Raw genomic sequence first — 21,715 nt, 5'->3', positions numbered from 1 at the left:
CAGAAAGGGTTCGCCGTCAGAACGGACCCGCCGTCAGAACGGGGGAGGATCTCCGGAGTCCCAATAGTCGTTCCACGGGGGCTCCCGGCCGACGCTCAAGACGGGCTTGGCGCCAGCGCTCGGGGCACACTTGTCCCCTCGTTCCCTGGAGCCTGGTCTGGAGTCCCTTGGCTCGGAGGCTACTGGTTCGGAGTCCCCTGTTGCGGTGTGGCCCTCTGGTTCAGGAGGGCGAAATGCATCTGTATTGTCGAGTCGTCCGGCTGGGCCCAGATTTCCGACGTCGCGAAGCTGCTCAGCATCGACGGGATTCTGCCGGTCGAGCAGATTCGGCAGTTGGTCAAAGTTCTCCACCTGTCGAGCATGCTCGGCGTTGATCGGGTTGTCCGGTGGATACATTGTTGCGACTACTCCGCGGGTGAAGGAGTACTCCACTGCCCCGTCCTCGGTCATTCGCACGGAGAACCTGCGGTCGGTCTTCGCCTGGTGGTCGGGTTTGCACAGCGGATGGAGGTTCTCGAACGTCGTCTGACCGCCTCGGGCCGGATCGGCATGGTCGAACGGAATGATGTGGTCGACTTCCGAGATCTCCGCTCGTCGGGTGCACCCCGGAGCAGTGCAGGACTGCCATTTGCCGACCAAGGGCGCGCGCACTTCTGCCGGGATGTGGTAGCTGCGTGAGCGGGCATCGATCGGTGTCCCGGTGGCGGGATCGGTGAGGATCCGGTGCCAAGTGCGGCTCTCACCTGCGAGAGCCCGTGCTGCGTCGGGCGGCACCGGGGTGCCGTCGGAGAACGTTCCCGGCAGCTCCGACTTTCCCACCGCGGTGAGATATGGGACCGTCACCATCATCTTCGCCTGCTCTCGCACCCATTGTCCGTGGGTGGGCATGACGAGCTTGATGGTGGTCTTCACGTCGACCCCGGTGCTGGCTGCCGCTACCGCTTCGCGCTGCACAGTCTGCGCGGTGCGATCGACCGCGGATGCGGTGATCGGAGCCATGGGGTCGGAATCGTCGGCAGTCTCGAGAGCGATCTCGTTGGTGGTGGTCTCACCGGTCGTGGTGTCGTGCGTCGTCACGGCGATGCTCATCTGCGGGGTCGCTCGCGTGGCGATGTCGAACATCAGGGCGGCGATGCTGTCTTGGTCGGCAACCTCGAGGCCGGCGGTGCTCTCTTCGGTGAGTGCTGAGATGTTGCCATTGCGGATCGCCCGGGCGAAGGCCTCGATGCGCAGGTAGAAGGCGTTGAGTTCCACGGCGGGTCCGGACAGGGTCACCGAGGCGGTGCCGTCGGGGTAATTCATGATGTCAACCCGGCGACGCTTCTTGGCCAGCTCGGCCCGGTCGTCGACAGGCACGATCGCCGCGATCTTGAGGTTCAGCGACTTCCTGAAGGTCTCCAGGGTGATATCGGCACGACGGTCGCCCAGGTAGGCATCGAGACGGGGCAGATACTCAAAGGCGACGTCTTTGATGGCACGGGTCGCGGCAAGCACGTGTTCGATCGTGAACTCACCGGCCAGGCAGCGCTGCAGGAACTTCGGCAGGCCGAACGCCAGTGTGACGGCGTTCGTGATCTCGTTGTAGGCACCGTCGCTCGACGAGCCGAGGACCGCGGTCAATTCGGCGATCTCTTCGCGAGCAGCAAGATCATGGACCCAGCTGTTGAAGGATTTGTGCAGTCCGAATTTGGGAAAGTTCGGAAGCGGGGCTGCCGGCGGAGCAAGTGGCTGATCGACGATGCTCTCCCCGGTTTCGCTGTCGCCCGTGGCAGTGCCGGTGGAAGAATCAGTGTCATCAGACCCGACGACTTCGCGGTCTTCGAGAACGAAGCCGGTGGATGTCCACGGGTCCACGAAGTCGTCCTCCTTGGGCGGCAGTCCGTCACGTGCCGTGATGAAGCGGCCAGCCGTCTCAGAGAACGTTGCGTGATAGTAGATCTTGTCGCCCTCGGCGTAACGGAGCTTCTCAATGACATCGGTCAGAAACAGGCCCGCGACGGCTTGGAATTCGGCGAGGCGAACTCCCGTGCTCAATTGAGACAGACTGACGACCACGGCCATCGGCGAGTCGGGGTCGACGTCGAGACGACGGGGCGAGTCGGGGCCGATCAGAGGGACCTGTGGCGAAGAAGAGGGATCCGCCGATGCGGCGGGGAAACCGGAGACTGATTCATTCGAGGCACGCTCGAGACCGCTGTTGCCCGGATCCTGAGGATCCTTCATCGGTCTCGCCGCCTTTCACGTCGATGTGAATGCCTTGACTCCATTTTACTTCCAAGAAGGAGAAATGAATGTAACATTTCGATTACGAAAAGTAAAGCTATGATTCTGAATGCCGTTTGATACATTTTGATGATTCAATTTCGTCCCAGCCGAGGCTCAGCGAGCCAGGTACCTACTCAGTCAACAGGCCAGGCAGCTGATCCATCGCGCTGAAGGTCTCAACCGCACCTGCAGCCAACAGCGTTTTCGCACTCTGATGAACCGGAGAATCCGGGCAGAACCCGAGCACGCGGGATCCGGCCGCAACCCCGGCGATCACGCCTGTGGGGGAATCTTCGATCACGGCCGCCTCGGCGGGGTCGATCTGCAAGGATTCGGCTGCCGCCAAATAGACGTCCGGGTCAGGCTTCGAGTTCGGCTGCTCCATGCCGGAGAAGATCCGACCGTCGAAGGCATCGAACAGGCCGATCTTGCGCAGCTGCAGCTCGATCTTGGGACGATCCGCTCCCGAAGCACAGGCGATCCTGCCCGGGTAGATCTCGGCGATGCGGTGAACGGCCTCGACGACCCCGGGAATCGCTTGGAGGGAGGCCTCGAGCTGGGCATTGCGCCGCCGTCGGAACTCCTGCATCCACTCCGCGTCGATGCGGAATCCGGTGTGCTCCTCGATGACATCAGCCTCATCGCGGAGCATCTTGCCGACGAATCGCGCAATGCATTCCTCGGCGCTCAGCTGCCAGCCGAGTTCCTGCAGCATTTGGTGGAGGACGCCGTTCGTGATGCTTTCGGAATCGACGAGGACTCCGTCACAGTCGAAGAGGACGGCGGAGAACTTCGGAAGTGGGGCCATACTCCGATTCTGCCACCAGGCACTGACGTGGAATCGCGGCCCGCCGGGTCAGAGGCACCTCCCACAGCTGGCACGCCCCGCACGCTCGCCGCCCAAAGCTCGCCGCATTCACACCGCGCCGACCGACACCGCCGTATACAGCACCCGTGCGGTGGCGAGCGCGCAGACGATGATGACCAGCGCAAACAGCGTCAGCCAGGCACCGGCGGGCAAGGCCGAGCCCTGCGCGAGGATATAGGCATCGGACTGCTGCACGTGGCGCCGGCGCGTATGGACGCGGATGACCTTGACGAGGTCCTTGAGCGACCCGATCGTCAGCGCCGTGCCGAGCGCGGCGACGAAGACCGAGATCCACTCCAGCGGCAGGAACACGACGACGAGCTGCGCCGCGATCGCCGTGATCACGGCGATGACCGCGCCCGCGAAGTTCCGGATGAAGATGAGCGCGACCAACAGGATCAGCGCGCCCACTGACAGTGCCAAGGGGGCCCAACCGAAGACCGCCGAGGTGGCCAGGACGAGCCCGAGCACGCCCGGTGCCGGATATCCCCAGAAACCCGCCCAAGTGGCGGAGAAGCCGACTCGGCCGAAGGAGTTCATCTGCCCCGAATGATCGAAGTTCAGTGAGATCCCCTTGACCACGCGTCCCGTCATCAGGGCGGCGAATGCGTGACCGAGTTCGTGGATGAAGGTCACGAACAGTCCGAAGAACCTCCAGATCCCCGGAGTCAGGGTCACGACCAGGGGAACTCCGATGACGAGCACGAGCCCGAGGATGTCGAGCTCGAGCCCGTCCTGCCGCCCGAAGCCCGAGGTGATGGCATCCCACCACGTCGCCGTTGCCTGCTTGAAGTCCATAGCGGCCCAGTGTACGAACCGCTCCTGAGCGGGACCCTCAGGACCTCCTCAGCGATTCGGGAGGTCGGACTCCGATGACTCAGGCAGGAGGCGCCCACGGTTCGGGCAGTCGGGGTGCCCATGGTGCCGGAGGTCACGGCGCCTAGAGGCCCAGCGACTCGACATCGACCCAAGAACGTTCGTGTACCGACCGCAGCACGGCCTCCGTCACGAGCACGGCTCGCACCCCGTCTCGCAGAGTCGGCAGACCTTCGGGTCGCTCGCCGGCGAAGTAGGCATAGGAGTCGGCGACGAAGCCATTGAACGCATCCTGGTATCCCTGCGGATGGCCGGCCGGGACCATGCACAGGCGCGCGGCATCGGCGGACAGGGAGTCGGGATCGCGGACGAGGAGGCGGCTGTCGGCGCGCTTGCCGAACCACAGCTGCTCGGGCTGCTCCTGCTCGAAGCGCATGCTCGCCTCGGTGCCGGCGATCTCCACGGTCAGTCCGTTCTTGCGTCCGGGAGCCAGCTGGGACACCAGCAGCGAACCGATGGCGCCGCCGGAGAACTCGACGGTTGCAGCCACGGTGTCCTCCGTGGTCACCGCGGTGCCGCCTCGGCGTGGGTGAACTGTCCTCGTGGTCGCCACCAGGGACGATATTCGGTCATCGACGATGAACTCGATGAGGTCGACGAGGTGGGAGCCGATGTCGGCGAAGGCCCGCGAGGGGCCGCCGCGCTCAGTCTCGACGCGCCAGTTCTCGTCGCCCGAGCCGAGCAGCCAGTCCTGCAGGTATCCCGCGTCGACGGTAAGCAGCGTCCCGGCTTGCCCCTCGCGGAATCGGGCTCGGGCCTCGCGCACCATCGGGTGGTAGCGATAGACGAACGGAACGGTCCCAAGCAGACCCGCCTCGTCGGCGCAGGCCAACACGGCACGCGCGGCGGCCGAATCAGTGGCCAAGGGCTTCTCGCAGATGATGTTCGACCCCGCGTCCAGCGCCTGCAGGGACTGTGCCGCGTGGACGTCGTTGGGCGTGCAGATGTGGATTGCGTCGAAGGTGCGGCCGAGCAGTTCGTCGGGCGCAGTCGAATTCTCGAAGCCGAGATTCGCCGCCGCTTGTGCCGATCTCTCCGGCCGCGACGATGCGACCGAGTCGAGCACGGCTCCGGCCGAACGTGCGGCTCGACTGTGGACGCGGCCCATGAACCCGCCGCCGAGCATTCCGATGCGAGGACCTCGTCTCCGCGCAGTGTCACCTGAGTGCATGCCTCATTATGCAATCACCGGTCGCACCGAGTCGACCGAACCGCCGCCCTCCGCAGCTGACACCCCCGCGCCAACAGGGGCCAATCCACCGACGCTCCGGCCTGGGCCTTTACACTGTGAGAAGCGCCCGCGCAATCCCCCGCTCGCAGCGTGGTCCGCATATTGCGAAGGAGTGTCATTGTCACAGCACCGTCGTTTCGCCCAGGTCGATGTCTTCTCTGCCGTGCCCTTCCAGGGCAACCCCGTCGCGGTCACCGTCGACGCCGATGGCCTCGATGACACGCAGATGGCCCGCATCGCGAACTGGACGAACCTGTCCGAGACCACCTTCGTCCTCCCGCCCGACGACCCCGCGGCCGACTACCGCCTGCGCATCTTCACCCCGCACCGAGAGCTGCCCTTCGCCGGCCACCCCACGCTCGGTTCGGCAGCGGCCTGGCTCGACGCCGGCGGCGCCCCGAAACACGCGGACCGCATCGTCCAGGAGTGCGGTGCCGGTCTCGTCGACATCCGCAGATCCCCTCGCCGAGGCGGCCCGACCGATCCGACCAGCCCGACCACCCCAACCGAACCAGCGACCGCATCCTCCGAACTCCTCGCCTTCGCCGCCCCCGATCGCCTGCGCTCGGGACCGCTCGACGAGGCGTACGTCGAGCAGATCGCAGCCGCCCTCGGCGTCGATCGCTCCGAGATCCTCGGACACCAGTGGGCCGACAACGGCCCCGGCTGGGCGGCCGTGCGACTGTCCAGCGCCGAACAGGTGCTCGCACTGACCCCGGACTTCTCGGCGATCCCGGATGCGAAGCTCGGCGTCCTCGGCGCCCACCCCGACGGGTCGGACCACGAGTACGAGATCCGCGCCTTCGTGCCGGGAGTCGGCGTCGCCGAGGATCCGGTGACCGGCAGCCTCAACGCCTCCGTCGCCCAATGGCTCATCGGTGAGAACCTGGCCCCGAACAGCTATACCGCGACCCAGGGAACCGCGCTCGGCCGCTCCGGAGTCATCTCCATCGCCGCCGAGGACGACGAGATCTGGGTCGGCGGAGACACATCCATCTGCATCCGCGGGACGGTGCACACATGAATCGACATCTCACCGAAGTGAACAAACCGAAGAAACGACTGCGCATCTTCCACGGCCGGATGTACTTCGCCCTCCAGGCCCTCGCCGGAGCGGCGTGGTGGCTGGGCACCGCGATGGTTCCCGGGGTGGCCGACGCGACGCTCGGCAGCATCGACCCGCTGCTCATCGCATTCGTCGATATTCCGCTCTTCGTCATCGGCTCGGCCCTGGCCGCGCTCAACTTCCGCTGGGCGGTGTGGATCGCGACCGGTTGGACCGTGCTCGTGGCCCTGGGCATGGTCGTCTATGCGACCGCCACCACCGAGGCGGGACTCGGCGCCGTCCTCATGATCCTCGCCGCGCTCGGCAGCCTCCTTGCCGGTGTGCTCATGATCGTCGGGCGCATCCCGTCCGAGAAGCTCCTCATCGGACCCTTCGCGTTCCACAGTTCGCATACCCGCATCCGGTCCCGCCTGCTGATGCGGACCACCATCCAGATCGTCGTGTTCTGGGGCGTGTTCCTCATCATCATCCCGGTCATCATCAATGCCTTCGAAGACCGCTGGAACCTCGCCTATAAGTTCCCGATCCTCCTGGTCGTCGTCGGTTTCGCCCTGCTCGCCATCTCCAGCGTCATCGGCGTGTGGTCGGCCAGAGCGATTGCGAACTTCGGCTCCGGCACACCGCTGCCCTCCCAGATGGCCCATCACCTCGTCACCCGCGGTCCCTACGCCTTCGTCCGCAATCCGATGGCCATCGCAGGCATCGTCCAGGGCATGGCGATGGGCCTGCTCATCGGTTCGTGGCTCGTCGTCGTATACGCACTCATCGGCTCACTGCTGTGGAACTGGCTCATCCGCCCCCACGAGGAGACCGACCTGATCGAGCGCTTCGGCGACGAATACCGCGACTACGCCAAGCGCGTACGCTGCTGGTGGCCGACCTTCTCGACCACCGAAACCGCTCCCGACCTTGTCGACGAGGACTGATCGGCCTACGCTCGGTCAAGACCATCCACTCACCGAGGAGGCCGCATGGTCACGTTCACCACTGAACTCCTGAAACTCGGCAACGACGTCGGCATCGAAGTTCCCGAGGACATCGTGCTCGGCTTCGGCGTGGGCAAGCGGGTCCCGGTCATCGTCACGATCGAAGGCTATTCGTATTTCTCGACGACCACGGTGATGGGTGGGAAGTACCTGCTCCCGCTCGCCAAGGAGCACCGGGAGAAGATCGGCGTCGCCGGCGGTGAGACCCGCGACCGCCGGATCAAGAAGATCGTCGACTCGCTCGGCTGATCACCCTGCGTCGTGCAGGGTCACTGCATAGCCGTCGGGATCGGCGAAGGCGAAGGTCAGTCCGAAGGGGCTGGGAGCTGGCGCCCGGAGGATCTCCACCCCCGCCTCGGCGAGGGAATCATGAAGAGCGCGGGCATCGTCGCACCTCAGCCACAATGCCACCCCGTTCCCCGGGAGGTCCCCGGCGTCGAGATCAACGCCGGGCAGCGGTTCGCGCACGGCAATGGGAATCGGCGACGTCGTGAAGACGACCGCTCCGGGAGGAGCGACCGGGGCACGGGTGAGCCCGAGATGCGATTCGTAGAACCGGGCGGCCGCTTCCACGTCTCGGACCTGCAAGGCGATGAAGTCCGGGCCGCTCACAGAGCCGACCTGCTGTGTGGCGCCTGCCTCCGCACCGGTCGATTCCGTGGCGGCCGATTCTGTGCCCATCTTCTCTGTGCTCATTGACGTGTTCATGGCGTCCTCCTCATCTCACGGCAGCTCGCCGCCTCGCGGCGGACCGCCCTCGCCTTTAATGTCAGTATCCTGACATGACCCAATGTATGTCAGAATGCTTACATGAGTCAAGAGAAGGATGCTGAAGACCACGCAGGAGAAGACAGCCTCGAGTCGCTGCTCGGCTTTCAGCTCAAGCACCTGCAGTCGACGCTGCGGTCGAAGATGGACGAGACGCTGCGGCCGCTGGAGCTGACCACCCCGCAGTACAACTGCCTCGAACAGCTGCGCCGGAGACCGGGCGCGTCGAATTCCGAGCTCGCGCGCGGCGCCTTCGTCACCCGGCAGACGATGAATACGCTGCTGCGCGGACTCCAGGAACGGGGACTGATTGAGCGACCCTCCACGGCCGAGTCCGGTCGCATCCTGCCCACACGCCTCACCTCGGCGGGCTTTGAGGTGCTCGATCAGGCCGTCTCCCGCGTCGAGGCGGTCTCCGGGCGCATGGTCTCATCGCTCGACGATGAGACTCGGACGATGGTCACCGAGGCGCTCGGGCGGTGCATCGCGGCCCTCGAAGAAGCCGAGGACGACTGAGGGCCGGGAGATCGAGCGGTCACCGAAGGGCCGGCTGGAAGGTCGGCGGACAACCGGGGCCCCGGACTGACGTGATCGGACCTACACCGGCGCGAGCTCCTTTTCGGATTCCCGCCTCGTCGACCGTTTCGGCCATGCGGCCAGGCAGCACAGGCCGAGGAGCGCGCCGATGCCGGCGCCGAGAGTGTTCGTGACGAGGTCGCTGAGCGTGGCGAAGCGGGACTGAGTGAGCACGGTGCCCTGGAAGATCTCGATGGCGGCGCTGAAACCCGCGCCGAAGAGGAATCCGAGCCACCAGCGTCGGCGCCCGAAGTGCAGGGCCGCGAGGAAGCCGAAGGGAATGAACATCGCCACATTGCCCAGCTTCTCGACCCGTTCATAGGTCAGCCAGGCAGTCTCCCGGTGAGCGGCGAAGAGGTCGAGTGCGTGCCCGATGAGGGTGTCCGGGCCGGTGCCCATCTGCTGCGGGGTCAGCGTGATGGCGGCGATGAAGAGGGTGTAGAGGACGAGAAGGGCCAGCGGCGCACCGACTGTGCGCTGATCACGATCTGTCATCACCGTCCAACATACGACTGAATCCTTGGAGTGCGATCAATGCGCAGCTGCGCATGGTCAATGCGCAGCTGACCGCGATCAGTGCACCCCACGATCCATGCACCGCGACATCAGTGCATCACGTGTTCAGTGCACCTCGTGATCGACGGGAACGTCGTCAGACCCCGGCCAGAGGGTCATGGCGATGAGTCCGGCCACCGCTCCGATGCCGGCGCCGAGGCTGTTCGTCACGAGGTCGCTGATCGTGCCGAAGCGAGTGGGTGAGAGCAGAGTCGCCTGCGTGCCCTCGATGAGGCAGGTGAAGGCAATCCCCGTGACCCAGCCGACCCACCAGCGGCCGCGACCGCACTGCAGCGCCAGGAGAAGCCCGAAGGGGATGAACATTCCGACGTTCGCCAGCTTCTCGAGCATGTCGTAGTCGATCCACGAGGTCACCCGGTGGGAAGCGAGGAACTCGAGCAGCAACGCGATGACCGATCCGGGGCCCGTGTCCAGCTGGTTGGGCGTGAGGGTGACGAGACCGATGAAGACGGTGTAGAGGATGAGCAGCGCCAAGGGCACCGTTCGCAGCCTCCGCCTCGCACCCGTCATCGCTCCCCTATTCGTCGAGGGCCGGCCGCTTGGACTCAGTCTGCCCGGACTCGCTTGCCCCGGTCTCATTGTGCCCTCCTGCAGCAGGAGGGTCGAGGGAGTCCCGCAGAGATTGCGGAACTCCCCCGACCCTTGCGGTCTCACGCCATCGCCACAGCGCACCGAATCAGGACAGAACTTCGGCCGAGACCGTCAGCTCACAGCCTCGACTTCGTCGAAGCTCGCGGTGTCGATGACGACGCGGAAGCGCACATCTCCGTCGACGACCCGGTCATAGGCGGCGTCCGTCTCGGTGACGGAAATCGTCTCGATCTGCGCGGCGATGCCGTGCTCGGCGCAGAAGTCGAGCATCTCCTGGGTCTCGGCGATGCCGCCGATGTTCGATCCGGCGATCGCCTTGGCCCCGCCGATGACCGAGCCGAAGGAGAACTGCTGCTTCTCGGGCGGAAGGCCGACGACGGCCATGACTCCACGCGGCTTCAGCAGGCGCAGGTAGCGGTCGACGGGGATGTCGGCGCTGATCGTGTTGAGGATGAGGTCGAACTCGCCGCGGTGGTCGGAGAAGAACTCGTCCTCGGTCGTCGCGAGCATCCGCTTCGCGCCGAGGGCGAGCGCGTCGTCCTCCTTGCGCAGCGTACGCGAGAGCACGGTCACCTCGGCGCCCATGGCCGCGGCGATCTGCACGCCCATGTGTCCGAGTCCGCCGAGCCCGAGCACGGCGACCTGCTTCGGCACCCCGTCCTTCTTCTCCCCTGCACCCCAGCGGTTGAGCGGTGCGTAGGTGGTGATGCCGGCGCACAGCAGCGGGGCGGCGACGTCGAAGTCGAGGGCATCGGGGATGCGGCACACGAATCGTTCATTGACGACGACCTTCTGCGCGTAGCCGCCCTGGGTGATCGTGCCGTCGACGTCTTCGACGTTGTAGGTTCCGACGCTGCCGTTCAGGCAGTTCTGCTCCTGGCCGGCCAGGCATTCTTCGCAGTCGCCGCACGAGTTGACCATGCAGCCGACGCCCACGCGGTCGCCGACCTTCCAATCGGTGACGTTCTCGCCGACGGCTTCGACGACGCCGGCGATCTCGTGGCCGACGGTGAGCGGGAAGTGCGCCTCGCCCCATTCGTTGCGGATGGTGTGGATATCGCTGTGGCAGATGCCGGCCGCCTTGATGTCGATGAGGACGTCATCGGGGCGCGGATCCCGGCGTTCGATCGTGGCCACGCGGAACGGCTGGTCCGGTCCGGTCTTCTGCAGTGCCTTGACGCTGATGCTCATATGCTCTCCTTGTTCGGATGTGCGAGGCTGGGCCCCATCGTCCAGCGCCTGACGCAGGAATTCTATTCCATGCATAAGGACTTATCTTTCAGATCACATTCAGGCCCGCAGGCGCACGCGCAGGCGTTCAGGCTCAGCCCTTGACTGTGCTCGGGCCCTTGGCTGTGCTCAGTCCTTGATCGCCCGCTCGCCGATGCTCAGGTCGAGCGGGAAATCGACGGGAGCGTCCCCGAAGAGCAATCGACCCGCCGAGGCGGCCGCCGCCCTGATCGCGTCCGCGGCGTCCTCGGCCTGTTCGGCCGGGGCGTGAACGATGACTTCGTCGTGGAGGAAGAACACGAGGTGGGCCCGCCGAGCGAACACCGGCCCCGAGGCGGTCGCCGGCTTCTCGTCGATCGCGGGCAGTCCGGCCAAACGCAGCCGCAGATCGGCCAGCCAGGCCAGCGCCCATTCGGCCGCGGTGCCCTGGACGACGAAGTTGCGGGTGAATCGTCCCTGGTCACCCGCGGCGCGGCGGGCCCGCTGCTCATCGTTGCCGGTGGCGTCGAAACGGTTCGCTGCCCTCTGCAGCTTCTGCCATCCCTCGCTCGGGGGTGGGGAGGTCCGGCCCAACCAGGTGGACACGACCCCTCCCTGTCGTCCCGCCTCGGCGGCGGAGTCGACGAGATGCATCGCGGCGGGGAAATTCTGTCGCAGCCGAGGCACCAGTGCCCCTGCCTCACCGGTCGTCGACCCGTACATCGCGCCGAGGACAGCGATCTTCGCCTCCTGCCGGGTGGCGACGACTCCGGCGTCGACGAGCCCGGAGTAGAGGTCTTTGCCGTATCCGGCCTCGGCCATCGCCCGATCCCCTGACATGGCGGCGAGCGCGCGGGGTTCGAGCTGAGCGACATCAGCGGAGACGAGTCGCCACCCCTCATCGGCGCGCAGGGCCGGGCGCAGCTGGCGTGGAATCTGCAGCGCGCCTCCCCCGCTGGCCGCCCACCTGCCGGTGACGACTCCGCCGGGCACATAGACGGGCCGGTAGCGGCCGTCATCGACCCACTCGTCGAGCCAATGCCAGCCGTTGGCGCTTAAGAGCCGAGCCATCTTCTTGTACTCGAGCAGGGGTGCGATCGCCGGATGATCACTTTCGGCCAGCTCCCACTTCGACGTCGAGGCGACGTTGATGCCGGCATTGCGCAGGCCTGAGAGCAGTCGGTTCGGGGAGTCGAGGTTGAGCCGCGGGTCCTCGAGGGCAGCGCGGACCTCATCGGCCTTGGCCAGCATCTTCGCCGGCTTCCCGTCACGGATCGGTCGGGGGCCGAGCATCTCGGTCAGTATTCGGTCGTGTTCGGCTTCGTCCCAGGGGACTCCCGCCGCGCGCATCTCTGCGGCGACGAGCCCTCCGGCCGATTCTGCGGCCAGCAGCAGCCTCAGGCGTCCCGGATGGCTCGCGGTCTCGATCGCCGCGGTCTGCCGGGCATGTTCGGCCAGGGCCGCCTCGAGATCGTGCGGCACCTGTGGGATGTGGCCGCGACCGGCATCGACGTCGAAGAGAGCGGCCGCCTGTTCGGGTGCGGCGGCGTCGGCGGGCGCGGCGTCCCACTCGGAGGCGTCGCGGATCGATTCGGGGGCGGTGACGAGTTCTGAACGAGCCAGGATCGCGTGAGCCAGACGCAGATCATGGCAGCGCTCGATGCTCACTCCGGCGGCCAACAGCGGCGGACACCATTTCGCAGTGTCGCTGAGGACCCACCTAGGACCGGGGGCAGGAGCGCGAACCGTGTTTCCGGCCGCCCCGGTCGCCTCTCTCCCGGCCCCATTCTCACGGTCACGGACGAAATCGGGCAGGTCCGCCTCGGCGAGGTCGATCCGACCGATCTCCTGACCTGCGCTGTCGAGGTCGACGATCCCGATCCGCTGCCCCTCGAACCCGGTTCCGGGCACGGTTCCGAGCACGCAGGCGGTGGGCCGCTGAACGGGGGCGGAGGTCATGGATCCAGCCTACGCCGCGGGCTCGCTCGGACAGTCGTTCGGACGGTCTCCCGCTCGCTTGTCCGCACCCTGGCCCTGCCCACCTGGGGTGAATGTGATCCTGGTAACGTCGGAAGCGAATTCCGGGTGCCGAACTCCGCTCGAAAGGCCAGATAAGCAACATGGACGTTGTCTCCTCTCTCACCTCCGCCCTGCCGGCCGCCGCCGTCATCACCGATCCCGATTCAATGGATGCCTACCGCTGGGACCGGGCCAACGATCCCGACGCCGGGGTGCCGCTGGCCGTGGTCCGGGCAACTTCCACCGAGGAGGTGCAGACGGTGGTGCGCATCGCCGCCGAGGCGAAGGTCCCGATCGTGCCCCGCGGCGCCGGATCCGGCCTGTCCGGCGGCAGCTCCGCGGTCGAGGGCGGCATCGTGCTCTCGCTGGATAAGATGCGCGAGATCAGCATCGACCCGATCACCCGCATGGCCACAGTCCAGCCGGGCGCCTTCAACGCCGAGGTCAAGGCCGCCGCGGCCGAACACGGCCTGTGGTACCCGCCGGACCCCTCCTCCTTCGAGTTCTGCTCGATCGGCGGCAACATCGCCACGAACGCCGGTGGCCTGTGCTGCGTGAAATACGGCGTGACCACCGATTATGTTCTCGGGATGACCGTCGTCCTCGCCGACGGTCGGGCCGTGAAGCTCGGCGGGCCGCGGCTCAAGGACGTCGCCGGTCTGCCGCTGACGAAGCTGTTCGTCGGCTCGGAGGGGACCTTGGGCGTGATCACCGAGGTGACCCTGCGACTCATTCCCGCCCAGCTGCCCCCGACGACCGTCGTCGCGATGTTCGGCAAGCTCGCCGACGCCACGAACGCCGTGCTCGAGATCGCGAAGGCCATGCGCCCCTCGATGCTCGAGTTCATGGACAAGCCCTCGATCAACGCCGTCGAGGATGAGCTGAAGATGGGTCTCGACCGCGAGGCCGAGGGCATGCTCGTCATCCAGTCCGACGAGCCCGGCGAGCACTGCACTGTGCAGGCGACGATCATCGAGGAGATCTGCAACCGGAACTCCGCCTCCGAGTGCTATCTCACCGCCGACCCCGAGGAGGGCGAAGCCTTCGTCACGGCCCGCCGGATCGCGATCCCGGCCGTGGAGAAGAAGGGTGCTCTGCTGCTCGAGGACGTCGGGGTCCCGCTGCCGAAGCTCAGCGACCTCGTGCTCGGCATCGAGAAGATCTCGACCGAACGCCAGGTGACCATCGCCGTGATCGCCCACGCCGGCGACGGCAACACCCACCCGCTGCTCGTCCTCGACCCGAAGGACGAGGAGCAGCAGAAGCGCGCGCAGATCGCCTACGGCGAGGTAATGGATCTCGCCACCGGCCTCGGCGGCACGATCACCGGTGAGCACGGCGTCGGCCGACTCAAGGCACCGTGGCTCGCGCCCTACCTCGGCGAGGACGTCATGGAGCTCAACCACCGGATCAAACAGGCCCTCGATCCGGACAACATCTTCAACCCGGGATCGGTCTACACCGGACTCGTCTGAGGCTCCGGCCGTCGGGACCGGTTCGGGTGGTTCGGGACCGCCTCGGCGGTCCGGACTGGGGCCACAGCCGCCTCGGCGGAAGGGATTCGTGGAAGAATTCTGCACAGCTGTCGAATCGGCGTCGATTCGATCGTCTTCTCCGTGAGCGACCGAAATCCGGCCGCCGCACACAGAACGGAGCGAACCATGCGCTATTCACTGATCTTCCACGCACCCGAGCCCGGAGCCGACGGCCCCGAGGCGGGACTGGCGGCACTTGACGCGATCGATGCCGGCTCGCCTAGTCTCTCCGCCTTCCAACCTGCCGGGGTGCTGCGGGCTCATCTGCTCACCCGCCTCGGCCGCACAGACGAGGCGGCCACCGCCCGCCGGCGGGCCCTCGACCTGACCACCGACCCGGCCGAACGCGACTACCTCTCGGTAGGACTCACCTGAGACGGACGTCACCTCGTCTTCGGGATGGGCGGGGGTACGGCATATGATGGTGAAATCAATCCACAGACTCCGAAACCATCCTGCATGCACAATTCCTCTCAGACCGAACCCGCCCAGGGCACGACCCAGGGCTTCGCCCACGCAAAGGCGATCCTGTTCGGCGAACACGCGGTTGTCTACGGCTCTCCGGCCGTCGCAGTGCCATTGCACGGACTCGGAGTCCAGACCGACATCCGCCGGTCCCCGCATCAGGAGACCCGGATCGAGAGCCAACTGTTCTCCGGAAATGCACAGACCGCTCCGGAACCGATGGGCCCCGTCGTCGCCGGTCTCAACGCCGCGCTGAAGGCCGCCGGGAACCCCGACGCCGAGGTGGAGCTGCTCATCCGTTCGGCGATCCCCCACAGCCGCGGCCTGGGGTCGAGTGCAGCCGTGGCCACCTCCGTGGCCCGCGCGGTCGCGAACCTTCATGCGACGGTCTTCGACGAGAACACCCTCCACGAGATCGTGCAGGCGGCCGAAACCGTCGCCCATGGCCGACCCAGCGGAATCGACGCCTGGGCCGTGGCCAAACCCGCCCCCATCCGCTTCCAGACCGGGTGCGCCCAGACCATCGACGTCGGTCAGCGCCTCGTCTTCGTCCTCGCGGACTCCGGTCATCACGGGTCCACCGCCGAGGCGGTCGGAGGAGTCCGTGCCCGCCGTGACGCCGATCCTGTACGGATCGGGGGGATGATCGACCGTCTCGCCGAAATCACCGATTCCGCCGTCGACAACATCCGGTCCGGTGATCGCGGGGCGATCGGCACGCTGATGAACGAAGCCCATGGACTGCTCGGCAGCCTCGGTGTGTCGACCCCGACCCTCGATTCCCTCGTGGATGCCGCCACCGCGGCCGGAGCCTGGGGCGCCAAACTCACCGGCGGCGGACTCGGCGGCTGCGTGCTGGCCCTGGCCGAGGACGATGATTCGGCCGAGGAGCTCGCCGAGGCCCTGCGCAAGGCGGGAGCACCCCGCACCTGGACGACGGAGGTCAGACCGACATGAGAACGACGACGGCGCGGGCCTACCCGAACATCGCCCTGGTCAAGTACTGGGGCAAGGCCGATGAGGAGCTCATCCTGCCCGCTGCGGGCAGTCTGTCGCTGACCCTCGACCATTTCGAGACCACGACCACCGCGGTGCCCGCCCCGGACGCCTCGACCGATGTCCTCGAACTCAACGGTGCACTCGCCGATGCCGGTCAGACGGACCGCATCTCCGCTTTCCTCGACCACGTCCGCGCCCTGGCGGGACGCGATGACCGGGTCCTCGTCCGCTCCCGCAACTCCGTGCCCACAGGGGCCGGTCTGGCCTCCTCGGCGTCGGGATTCGCCGCTCTGGCCACGGCCGCCGCCGCGGCCTTCGACCTCGACCTCGGGCCCCAGGATCTCAGCCGACTGGCCCGCCGCGGTTCGGGGTCGGCCTGCCGCTCGATTCCCGACGGCATCGCCGTCTGGCACGCTGGCGACGACGCCTCCTCCTTCGCCGAGACCGTTCCCGCTCCGGATATGCGGATGATCATCGTCACCGTCAACCGGGCGAGGAAGGCCGTGTCCTCCCGCGAGGCGATGCGCCTGACGGCCGCTACCTCCCCCTTCTACCCGGGTTGGGTGTCCTCGACCGAGAACTACCTCCAGCAGATGGTTGCCGCGTGCGCGGCCGGGGACTTCACCCGCATCGGCGAGATCACCGAATCCCACGCCCTGCGCATGCACGGCCTCATCCAGTCCACCGTGCCGCCGATCCGGTTCCTCAATCCGACCAGCCATGCGATCTTCGACGCCGTGGCCGAAGCCCGCGAGTCGGGGATCGAAGCCTATTCGACCGCCGATGCCGGCCCGAACGTCGCCGTCATCGTCCGTCCCCATGACGCAGAGGCACTGGCCGAGAAGCTCTCCGGCTTCGGCGACGTCCGCGTCGTCGGACCGGGACCGGGAGCCCACCTGCTCACCGACGCTGACGCAGTCCCGCCCGCAGACGCAGTGAACCAGGCTGCGGGTGAGGGCAGCCGGGCATGATCGAGACCCGGGCACCCGGCAAGCTGTTCATCGCCGGCGAGTACGCCGTCGTCGAGCCCGGACAGCCCGCCGTGCTCATCGCCGTCGACCGGTGCATCACCGTCCGGCTGACCGAGAGCGAAGGCGCCGGTCGCATCCATTCGAGCGAATACGGTCAGGCTCCCGTCGTGTGGCGGCGCGAAGACGATGGTGAGCACATCATCGTCGACGAGCGCCCCTTCGACTATGTGCTCTCGGCGATCTCCACCGTCGAAGAGCTGCGCTCCGGCCGCGGTGCCAGCCCCCGCTACTTCGATCTCGAGATCTCCAGCGAACTCAATGACTCAGACGGCCGGAAGTTCGGCCTCGGCTCCTCGGCGGCGGTGACGGTGGCGACGATCGCCGCTCTCGATGAGTTCTATCGCCTCGGGCTGACCCTGACCGAACGCTTCAAGCTCGCCGTACTGGCGACCATCGCGATATCCACGAAGGCCTCCGGCGGCGATCTTGCCGCGAGCACCTTCGGCGGTTGGATCCGCTATTCCTCCCCCGACCGTGCCGCCCTGCACGCTCACCGCGAGGCCCACGGAGTCGTCTCCGCTCTGAGCTGCTCGGAGTGGGCCGGCTGCTCGGCCAGACGGGTCACCCCACCGAGCTCGCTCGACCTCCTCGTCGGCTGGACCGGATCACCGGCGTCGACCGAACACCTCGTCACACGCGTCCACACCCCGCGCGAGCAGGCAGCCGAAGCCTCTGCCGGATCGACCGCGGCACCACAGAAAGCGCGCCCGCTCGTGTCCTTCGCCGCCGAGTCGCACACGCTCGTCGACGACCTGGTGGCGGCCTTCGACGCCGACGATGCGGAGGCGAGCCTGACCACGATCCGTTCCGTGCGTGCCCTGCTGCGGCGACTGAGCGACTCCACGGGCAGCCTCATCGAAACCGAAGCCCTGCACGACCTGTGCGAGATCGCCGAAACCCACGGGGCGGCAGCAAAGCCCTCGGGAGCCGGCGGCGGCGACTGCGGAATCGCCCTCGCCCACTCCCACACCGAAGCACAGACCATTCTCAGCGGCTGGGAAGCCGCCGGAATCCGACCCCTGGACCTCGGTGCCCACCGAGAGGAAGGCGAGATCGATGAGTTCTGAGACCCCGGCGTCAGTTGAGACCCCGGAGACCAAGGCTTCACGGGCCTCCCGCAAGGACGACCATGTGCGCCTCGCGTCGGCGCAGCAGACGGAAGGCCCCCGCCGCACCGACTTCGATGACCTCGAATTCGTCCACCATGCGCTTTCGGGAACGAACCCCGAACTTGTCGACCTCTCGGTCGAACTCGGAGACTGGACGTGGCCGACTCCCTTCTACGTCAACGGCATGACCGGCGGCACGGAGACCACGGCGAAGATCAACCGGGACCTGGCCATCGCCGCCGCCGAGACCGGCCTGCCCATGGCCTGCGGATCGATGAGCGTGGCCCTCGACGACGCCGAGGCAGCGAAGGGCTTCACCGTCATCCGCGAGGAGAACCCGGACGGCTTCGTCATGGGCAACCTCGGTGCCGGTCGCAGCGCCGATGATGCCCGGCGGGCCGTCGAACTGCTGAACGCCGATGCCCTCCAACTGCACATCAACCCGGTGCAGGAGACCGCGATGCCCGAAGGCACCCGCGACTTCTCCACCTGGCTGTCCGGTCTCGAGGACATCGTCGCCGCCTGCCCCGTTCCCGTCGTGGTCAAAGAGGTCGGATTCGGACTCAGCCGCCGCACGCTCACCCTCCTCGCCGATATCGGGGTCCAGTACGCCGACGTCTCCGGCGCCGGAGGCACGGACTTCCTGCGCATCGAGAACGATCGCTCACCGGCCGAGGACTTCTCCATGCTCACCGGCTTCGGTCAGTCGGCCCTGGCCAGCCTGCTCGACGCCCCATCTGAGTGGACCACTGAGACGACGATGGACGACGGCGTCTCGAACCGCGTGCTGCTGGCCTCCGGCGGCGTGCGCAACCCCTATGATGTCGTGAAAGCACTGGCCTGCGGTGCTCGCGCCGTCGGCGTCGCCGGCACGTTCCTGCAGACCGTTCTCGACCACGGTCCGGGGGGACTGGTCGAACTCGTGCGCACCTGGCAGACTCAGACCTCGGCTCTGTTCGCCCTGCTCGGGGCGCAGCGGTCCACGGACCTCACGGCCACGGACCTGCTCACGCGGGGCCGCCTCGGCGAGTTCGCCCGCCTGCGCGGAATCGACGTCACCGCGCTCTCGCACCGATCCGACGTCCTTTCGAGGAGGAATCAGCTGTGAATCAGCAGACCACGATCACCGGGATCCCCACTACGTGGGTCGGTCCCCTGCGGGTCAGCGGCGAAGCGCTGGCGCCGAGTGGCACCCACACCGAGGTGGCCGTGCCCCTCGCAACGTACGAGACCCCTCTGTGGCCCTCCGTCGGCCGCGGGGCGTCGATCTCCCGTGAGATCGAGGGTGGGATCCGCACCGTCATCGTCGATGAGCGGATGACCCGGTCCGTGCTGTTTGTGGCCGAATCCGCGATCGGCGCCGAGGCGGCCGCGCAGGCCATCCGCCACCGGATGCCCGAACTCGAAGACGTCGTCGAGGCCGGGTCCGGCCACTGCCGGCTCATCGAGATCCACCCCGAGATCGTCGGGAACCTGCTCTTCGTCCGCTTCGCCTTCCGCACGAACGACGCCTCGGGGCACAATATGGTCACCCAGGCCTCGGACACGCTCATGGAGCGCATCCTGTCGTGGCAGCTGGGACTCGACTACGGCTCGGTGTCGGGCAACTACTGTTCGGACAAGAAGGCCACCGCGGTCAACGGGATCCTCGGGCGCGGACGCAATGTCGTCGCCGAGATCCTCCTGCCCCACGAGGTCGTCGAGCGCCGCCTGCGTACGAGTGCGGAGAAGATGACGGAGATCGTCGTCCGCAAGAACCTCGTCGGCTCGACGATCGCCGGTGCCCTGCGTTCGGCGAACGCGCACTATGCGAACATGCTGCTCGCCTTCTACCTGGCCACGGGTCAGGATGCGGCGAACATCGTCGAAGGTTCGCAGGGCATCACCTATGCGGAGAACCGCCCCGAGGGCCTGTACTTCTCGACGACGCTGCCGCACCTCATCGTCGGCACCGTCGGCAACGGCAAGGATCTGCCGCATGTCGACGAGGCGCTGGAACGCCTCGGCTGCCGGGAGGATCGTGAGCCGGGAGCGAATTCGCGTCGACTGGCCGCGCTCATGGCCGCGACCGTGCTCTGCGGCGAGCTCTCACTGCTCGCCGCCCAGACGAACCCCGGTGAGCTGATGGACACTCACCGCCAGATGGAACGCAAGGCTGATGAGCAGCGCGCTGCCGAGACTCAGCGAGAGGACGGCGAAGCCGCATGACATCACACACTGCTGCGGGCACTGTCACGATCGGCATCGACGACATCGAACTGGCCACGAGCCATCATGTCGTCAGGCTCGGTGACTTCGCCGAGGCGAACGGCACCGATCCGAACAAGTTCCGCCTCGGCCTCGGCCAGGACGAGTTCAGCTTCCCGGCACCCGATGAGGATGTCGTGACCATGGCCGCCGCGGCCGCCGCGCCCATCGTTCAGCGCAGCGGGACCGAGGGCATCCGGACTCTGCTGTTCGCCACCGAATCGGGAATCGACCAGTCGAAGGCCGCCGGTATGGCCGTGCACTCGCTGCTCGACCTGCCGTCGCAGATGCGCGTGGTCGAGTTCAAGGAAGCGTGCTATTCGGCGACTGCGGCTCTGCAGGCCGCCGTCGGCATCGTCACGCGCTCTCCCGGCCAGCGAGTGCTCGTCATCGCCTCGGATGTCGCCCGCTACGAGCTCGACACCCCGGGTGAGCCCACGCAGGGCGCCGGTGCGGTGGCGATGCTCGTGTCCGCGAACCCGAAGCTGCTAGAGATCGAACCGGTCTCGGGTCTGAACTCGGCAGATGTCGACGACTTCTGGCGCCCGAACGATTCGACGACCGCGATCGTCGACGGGGCCCTCTCGGTCACCGCCTACCTCGATGCGCTCACCGGCGCATGGTCCGATCTGGCCGCGCAGGGCGGACCGGCCATCGCCGAGATCGACCGCGTGCTGTACCACCAGCCGTTCACGAAGATGGCGAAGAAAGCACAGGTCCACCTCGCCGGACTCACGGGTGAGGATCTCGATACGGAGATCGTCGCGGGCGCCTCTGGAGCTGGCGCCGATGCTGCCGGCACCTCGGATGCGGGCTCCACCGGCCCGGCTGCCGCCCACTCGGCCACTGCCGGCTCTGCGGACAGCTCCGTTTCCACCGGCCCCCGCGATACGGGTCTGGCCACCAGCACTCTGTACAACCGGCGCCTCGGCAACTCCTACACCGCTTCGCTCTACGCAGGACTGTGCTCACTGCTCGATCACGATGACGATCTCGCCGGCAAGCGCATCGGACTGTTCAGCTATGGGTCGGGCAGCGTCGGCGAGTTCTTCACCGCCCGCGTCGTCCCCGGCTACGAGCAGCATTCGCGCCGACAGACCGTCACCGAGGCGCTCGACGCCCGAGTGCCGCTGTCCATCGACGCGTATCGCGCCCTCCACGCCGCCGAGCTCTCCAGCGCCGAGGACGTCTCGACCCCGAAGGTGACTGCGGGACCGTTCCGCTTCGCCGGGATCAAGGGCCGCGCCCGCTACTACGAGCGCGCCTGAAGCCTCCAGGAGTCCTCACCCCGGCGTCAC

21 protein-coding genes are annotated in these 21,715 nt (G+C 66.9%); 12 read left to right on the top strand and 9 right to left on the bottom strand.

The window, feature by feature from the left end:
• Window positions 1-33: 33 nt before the first annotated feature.
• The 4 genes from LJ362_RS00315 to LJ362_RS00300 all read right to left on the bottom strand — a co-directional run bounded on the left by LJ362_RS00315 (window position 34) and on the right by LJ362_RS00300 (window position 5,180).
• Window positions 34-2,223, bottom strand: a complete 2,190-nt coding sequence (locus LJ362_RS00315) for an HNH endonuclease signature motif containing protein (protein ID WP_264800203.1) — start codon at window positions 2,221-2,223, stop codon at window positions 34-36.
• Window positions 2,224-2,395: 172 nt separating this feature from the next.
• Window positions 2,396-3,073, bottom strand: coding sequence for an HAD family hydrolase (locus LJ362_RS00310; RefSeq protein ID WP_264800202.1), 678 nt, complete (start codon window positions 3,071-3,073; stop codon window positions 2,396-2,398).
• Between the two features lie 108 nt (window positions 3,074-3,181).
• Window positions 3,182-3,931 carry a M50 family metallopeptidase gene (locus tag LJ362_RS00305; protein ID WP_264800201.1) on the bottom strand — a complete coding sequence of 250 codons (750 nt, stop codon included), beginning with the start codon at window positions 3,929-3,931 and terminating at the stop codon, window positions 3,182-3,184.
• 142 nt (window positions 3,932-4,073) lie between these two features.
• Window positions 4,074-5,180 (bottom strand): Gfo/Idh/MocA family protein, encoded by a 1,107-nt coding sequence (locus LJ362_RS00300; RefSeq protein WP_264800200.1) that lies wholly within the window; start codon window positions 5,178-5,180, stop codon window positions 4,074-4,076.
• 178 nt (window positions 5,181-5,358) lie between these two features.
• Between LJ362_RS00300 and LJ362_RS00295 the strand changes: the two genes are divergently transcribed.
• From LJ362_RS00295 to LJ362_RS00285, 3 genes are read left to right on the top strand one after another with little or no spacing between them, the layout of a single operon-like run.
• Window positions 5,359-6,264: a PhzF family phenazine biosynthesis protein gene (locus LJ362_RS00295; protein WP_264800199.1), complete on the top strand. Its 906-nt coding sequence runs from the start codon at window positions 5,359-5,361 to the stop codon at window positions 6,262-6,264.
• Complete coding sequence (locus LJ362_RS00290) at window positions 6,261-7,232, top strand: methyltransferase family protein (protein WP_264800198.1); 972 nt, start codon at window positions 6,261-6,263, stop codon at window positions 7,230-7,232. The genes LJ362_RS00295 and LJ362_RS00290 overlap by 4 nt, the downstream gene beginning before the upstream one ends.
• 45 nt (window positions 7,233-7,277) lie before the next feature.
• On the top strand, window positions 7,278-7,541 hold the full coding sequence (locus LJ362_RS00285) for a DUF1905 domain-containing protein (RefSeq protein WP_264800197.1): 264 nt from the start codon (window positions 7,278-7,280) through the stop codon (window positions 7,539-7,541).
• Here LJ362_RS00285 and LJ362_RS00280 read toward each other — a convergent pair whose 3' ends face one another.
• The gene (locus tag LJ362_RS00280; RefSeq protein ID WP_264800196.1) at window positions 7,542-8,000 is read right to left on the bottom strand and encodes a VOC family protein; all 459 of its coding nucleotides are present in this window, start codon (window positions 7,998-8,000) and stop codon (window positions 7,542-7,544) included.
• A gap of 102 nt (window positions 8,001-8,102) precedes the next feature.
• On the opposite strand from LJ362_RS00280, the gene LJ362_RS00275 reads away from it, so the two are divergent.
• Entirely contained in the window at window positions 8,103-8,576 is a 474-nt protein-coding gene (locus tag LJ362_RS00275) for a MarR family winged helix-turn-helix transcriptional regulator (protein WP_264800195.1), read from the top strand.
• An 81-nt stretch (window positions 8,577-8,657) separates the two neighbouring features.
• Here the strand turns inward: LJ362_RS00275 and LJ362_RS00270 are convergent, their stop codons facing one another.
• The 4 genes from LJ362_RS00270 to LJ362_RS00255 form a co-directional block, all read right to left on the bottom strand.
• Window positions 8,658-9,131 (bottom strand): VanZ family protein, encoded by a 474-nt coding sequence (locus LJ362_RS00270; RefSeq protein WP_264800194.1) that lies wholly within the window; start codon window positions 9,129-9,131, stop codon window positions 8,658-8,660.
• Window positions 9,132-9,257: 126 nt separating this feature from the next.
• Window positions 9,258-9,722 (bottom strand): VanZ family protein, encoded by a 465-nt coding sequence (locus LJ362_RS00265; protein WP_264800193.1) that lies wholly within the window; start codon window positions 9,720-9,722, stop codon window positions 9,258-9,260.
• Between the two features lie 192 nt (window positions 9,723-9,914).
• Entirely contained in the window at window positions 9,915-10,994 is a 1,080-nt protein-coding gene (locus tag LJ362_RS00260) for an NAD(P)-dependent alcohol dehydrogenase (RefSeq protein WP_264800192.1), read from the bottom strand.
• 168 nt (window positions 10,995-11,162) lie between these two features.
• Window positions 11,163-12,971: a bifunctional 3'-5' exonuclease/DNA polymerase gene (locus LJ362_RS00255; protein WP_264800191.1), complete on the bottom strand. Its 1,809-nt coding sequence runs from the start codon at window positions 12,969-12,971 to the stop codon at window positions 11,163-11,165.
• Between the two features lie 161 nt (window positions 12,972-13,132).
• Here LJ362_RS00255 and LJ362_RS00250 point away from each other — a divergent pair, with 161 nt between their 5' ends.
• The 8 genes from LJ362_RS00250 to LJ362_RS00215 all read left to right on the top strand — a co-directional run bounded on the left by LJ362_RS00250 (window position 13,133) and on the right by LJ362_RS00215 (window position 21,685).
• Window positions 13,133-14,506 carry an FAD-binding oxidoreductase gene (locus tag LJ362_RS00250; RefSeq protein ID WP_264800190.1) on the top strand — a complete coding sequence of 458 codons (1,374 nt, stop codon included), beginning with the start codon at window positions 13,133-13,135 and terminating at the stop codon, window positions 14,504-14,506.
• 186 nt (window positions 14,507-14,692) lie between these two features.
• Window positions 14,693-14,941: a hypothetical protein gene (locus LJ362_RS00245; protein ID WP_264800189.1), complete on the top strand. Its 249-nt coding sequence runs from the start codon at window positions 14,693-14,695 to the stop codon at window positions 14,939-14,941.
• Window positions 14,942-15,025: 84 nt separating this feature from the next.
• A complete protein-coding gene (mvk, locus tag LJ362_RS00240; RefSeq protein ID WP_264800188.1) occupies window positions 15,026-15,988 on the top strand; it encodes a mevalonate kinase in 963 nt (320 codons plus the stop codon).
• Window positions 15,985-17,001 (top strand): diphosphomevalonate decarboxylase, encoded by a 1,017-nt coding sequence (gene mvaD / locus LJ362_RS00235; RefSeq protein WP_264800187.1) that lies wholly within the window; start codon window positions 15,985-15,987, stop codon window positions 16,999-17,001. The genes mvk and mvaD overlap by 4 nt, the downstream gene beginning before the upstream one ends.
• Complete coding sequence (locus LJ362_RS00230) at window positions 16,998-18,128, top strand: phosphomevalonate kinase (RefSeq protein ID WP_264800186.1); 1,131 nt, start codon at window positions 16,998-17,000, stop codon at window positions 18,126-18,128. The genes mvaD and LJ362_RS00230 overlap by 4 nt, the downstream gene beginning before the upstream one ends.
• Entirely contained in the window at window positions 18,118-19,278 is a 1,161-nt protein-coding gene (gene fni, locus LJ362_RS00225) for a type 2 isopentenyl-diphosphate Delta-isomerase (protein ID WP_264800185.1), read from the top strand. Before LJ362_RS00230 ends, fni begins: the two co-directional genes overlap by 11 nt.
• On the top strand, window positions 19,275-20,378 hold the full coding sequence (locus LJ362_RS00220; RefSeq protein ID WP_264800184.1) for a hydroxymethylglutaryl-CoA reductase: 1,104 nt from the start codon (window positions 19,275-19,277) through the stop codon (window positions 20,376-20,378). Before fni ends, LJ362_RS00220 begins: the two co-directional genes overlap by 4 nt.
• Complete coding sequence (locus LJ362_RS00215) at window positions 20,375-21,685, top strand: hydroxymethylglutaryl-CoA synthase family protein (RefSeq protein WP_264800183.1); 1,311 nt, start codon at window positions 20,375-20,377, stop codon at window positions 21,683-21,685. Before LJ362_RS00220 ends, LJ362_RS00215 begins: the two co-directional genes overlap by 4 nt.
• Window positions 21,686-21,715: the final 30 nt, after the last annotated feature.

Origin of the sequence: Brevibacterium sp. JSBI002 (genome assembly GCF_026013965.1) — a bacterium.
Lineage (GTDB): Bacteria > Actinomycetota > Actinomycetes > Actinomycetales > Brevibacteriaceae > Brevibacterium.
This window is presented reverse-complemented; position numbering and strand designations above follow the sequence as displayed.

Excerpts from the sequence above, each read along its gene's own strand:
- LJ362_RS00255 (WP_264800191.1), bottom strand. The coding sequence starts at position 12,971 with ATGACCTCCGCCCCCGTTCAGCGGCCCACCGCCTGCGTGCTCGGAACC.
- LJ362_RS00285 (WP_264800197.1), top strand. The coding sequence starts at position 7,278 with ATGGTCACGTTCACCACTGAACTCCTGAAACTCGGCAACGACGTCGGC.
- LJ362_RS00265 (WP_264800193.1), bottom strand. The coding sequence starts at position 9,722 with ATGACGGGTGCGAGGCGGAGGCTGCGAACGGTGCCCTTGGCGCTGCTC.
- LJ362_RS00245 (WP_264800189.1), top strand. The coding sequence starts at position 14,693 with ATGCGCTATTCACTGATCTTCCACGCACCCGAGCCCGGAGCCGACGGC.
- LJ362_RS00230 (WP_264800186.1), top strand. The coding sequence starts at position 16,998 with ATGATCGAGACCCGGGCACCCGGCAAGCTGTTCATCGCCGGCGAGTAC.
- LJ362_RS00250 (WP_264800190.1), top strand. The coding sequence starts at position 13,133 with ATGGACGTTGTCTCCTCTCTCACCTCCGCCCTGCCGGCCGCCGCCGTC.
- LJ362_RS00275 (WP_264800195.1), top strand. The coding sequence starts at position 8,103 with ATGAGTCAAGAGAAGGATGCTGAAGACCACGCAGGAGAAGACAGCCTC.
- LJ362_RS00305 (WP_264800201.1), bottom strand. The coding sequence starts at position 3,931 with ATGGACTTCAAGCAGGCAACGGCGACGTGGTGGGATGCCATCACCTCG.
- mvk (WP_264800188.1), top strand. The coding sequence starts at position 15,026 with ATGCACAATTCCTCTCAGACCGAACCCGCCCAGGGCACGACCCAGGGC.
- fni (WP_264800185.1), top strand. The coding sequence starts at position 18,118 with ATGAGTTCTGAGACCCCGGCGTCAGTTGAGACCCCGGAGACCAAGGCT.
- LJ362_RS00290 (WP_264800198.1), top strand. The coding sequence starts at position 6,261 with ATGAATCGACATCTCACCGAAGTGAACAAACCGAAGAAACGACTGCGC.
- LJ362_RS00215 (WP_264800183.1), top strand. The coding sequence starts at position 20,375 with ATGACATCACACACTGCTGCGGGCACTGTCACGATCGGCATCGACGAC.
- LJ362_RS00280 (WP_264800196.1), bottom strand. The coding sequence starts at position 8,000 with ATGAACACGTCAATGAGCACAGAGAAGATGGGCACAGAATCGGCCGCC.
- LJ362_RS00315 (WP_264800203.1), bottom strand. The coding sequence starts at position 2,223 with ATGAAGGATCCTCAGGATCCGGGCAACAGCGGTCTCGAGCGTGCCTCG.
- mvaD (WP_264800187.1), top strand. The coding sequence starts at position 15,985 with ATGAGAACGACGACGGCGCGGGCCTACCCGAACATCGCCCTGGTCAAG.
- LJ362_RS00300 (WP_264800200.1), bottom strand. The coding sequence starts at position 5,180 with ATGCACTCAGGTGACACTGCGCGGAGACGAGGTCCTCGCATCGGAATG.
- LJ362_RS00270 (WP_264800194.1), bottom strand. The coding sequence starts at position 9,131 with ATGACAGATCGTGATCAGCGCACAGTCGGTGCGCCGCTGGCCCTTCTC.
- LJ362_RS00310 (WP_264800202.1), bottom strand. The coding sequence starts at position 3,073 with ATGGCCCCACTTCCGAAGTTCTCCGCCGTCCTCTTCGACTGTGACGGA.
- LJ362_RS00260 (WP_264800192.1), bottom strand. The coding sequence starts at position 10,994 with ATGAGCATCAGCGTCAAGGCACTGCAGAAGACCGGACCGGACCAGCCG.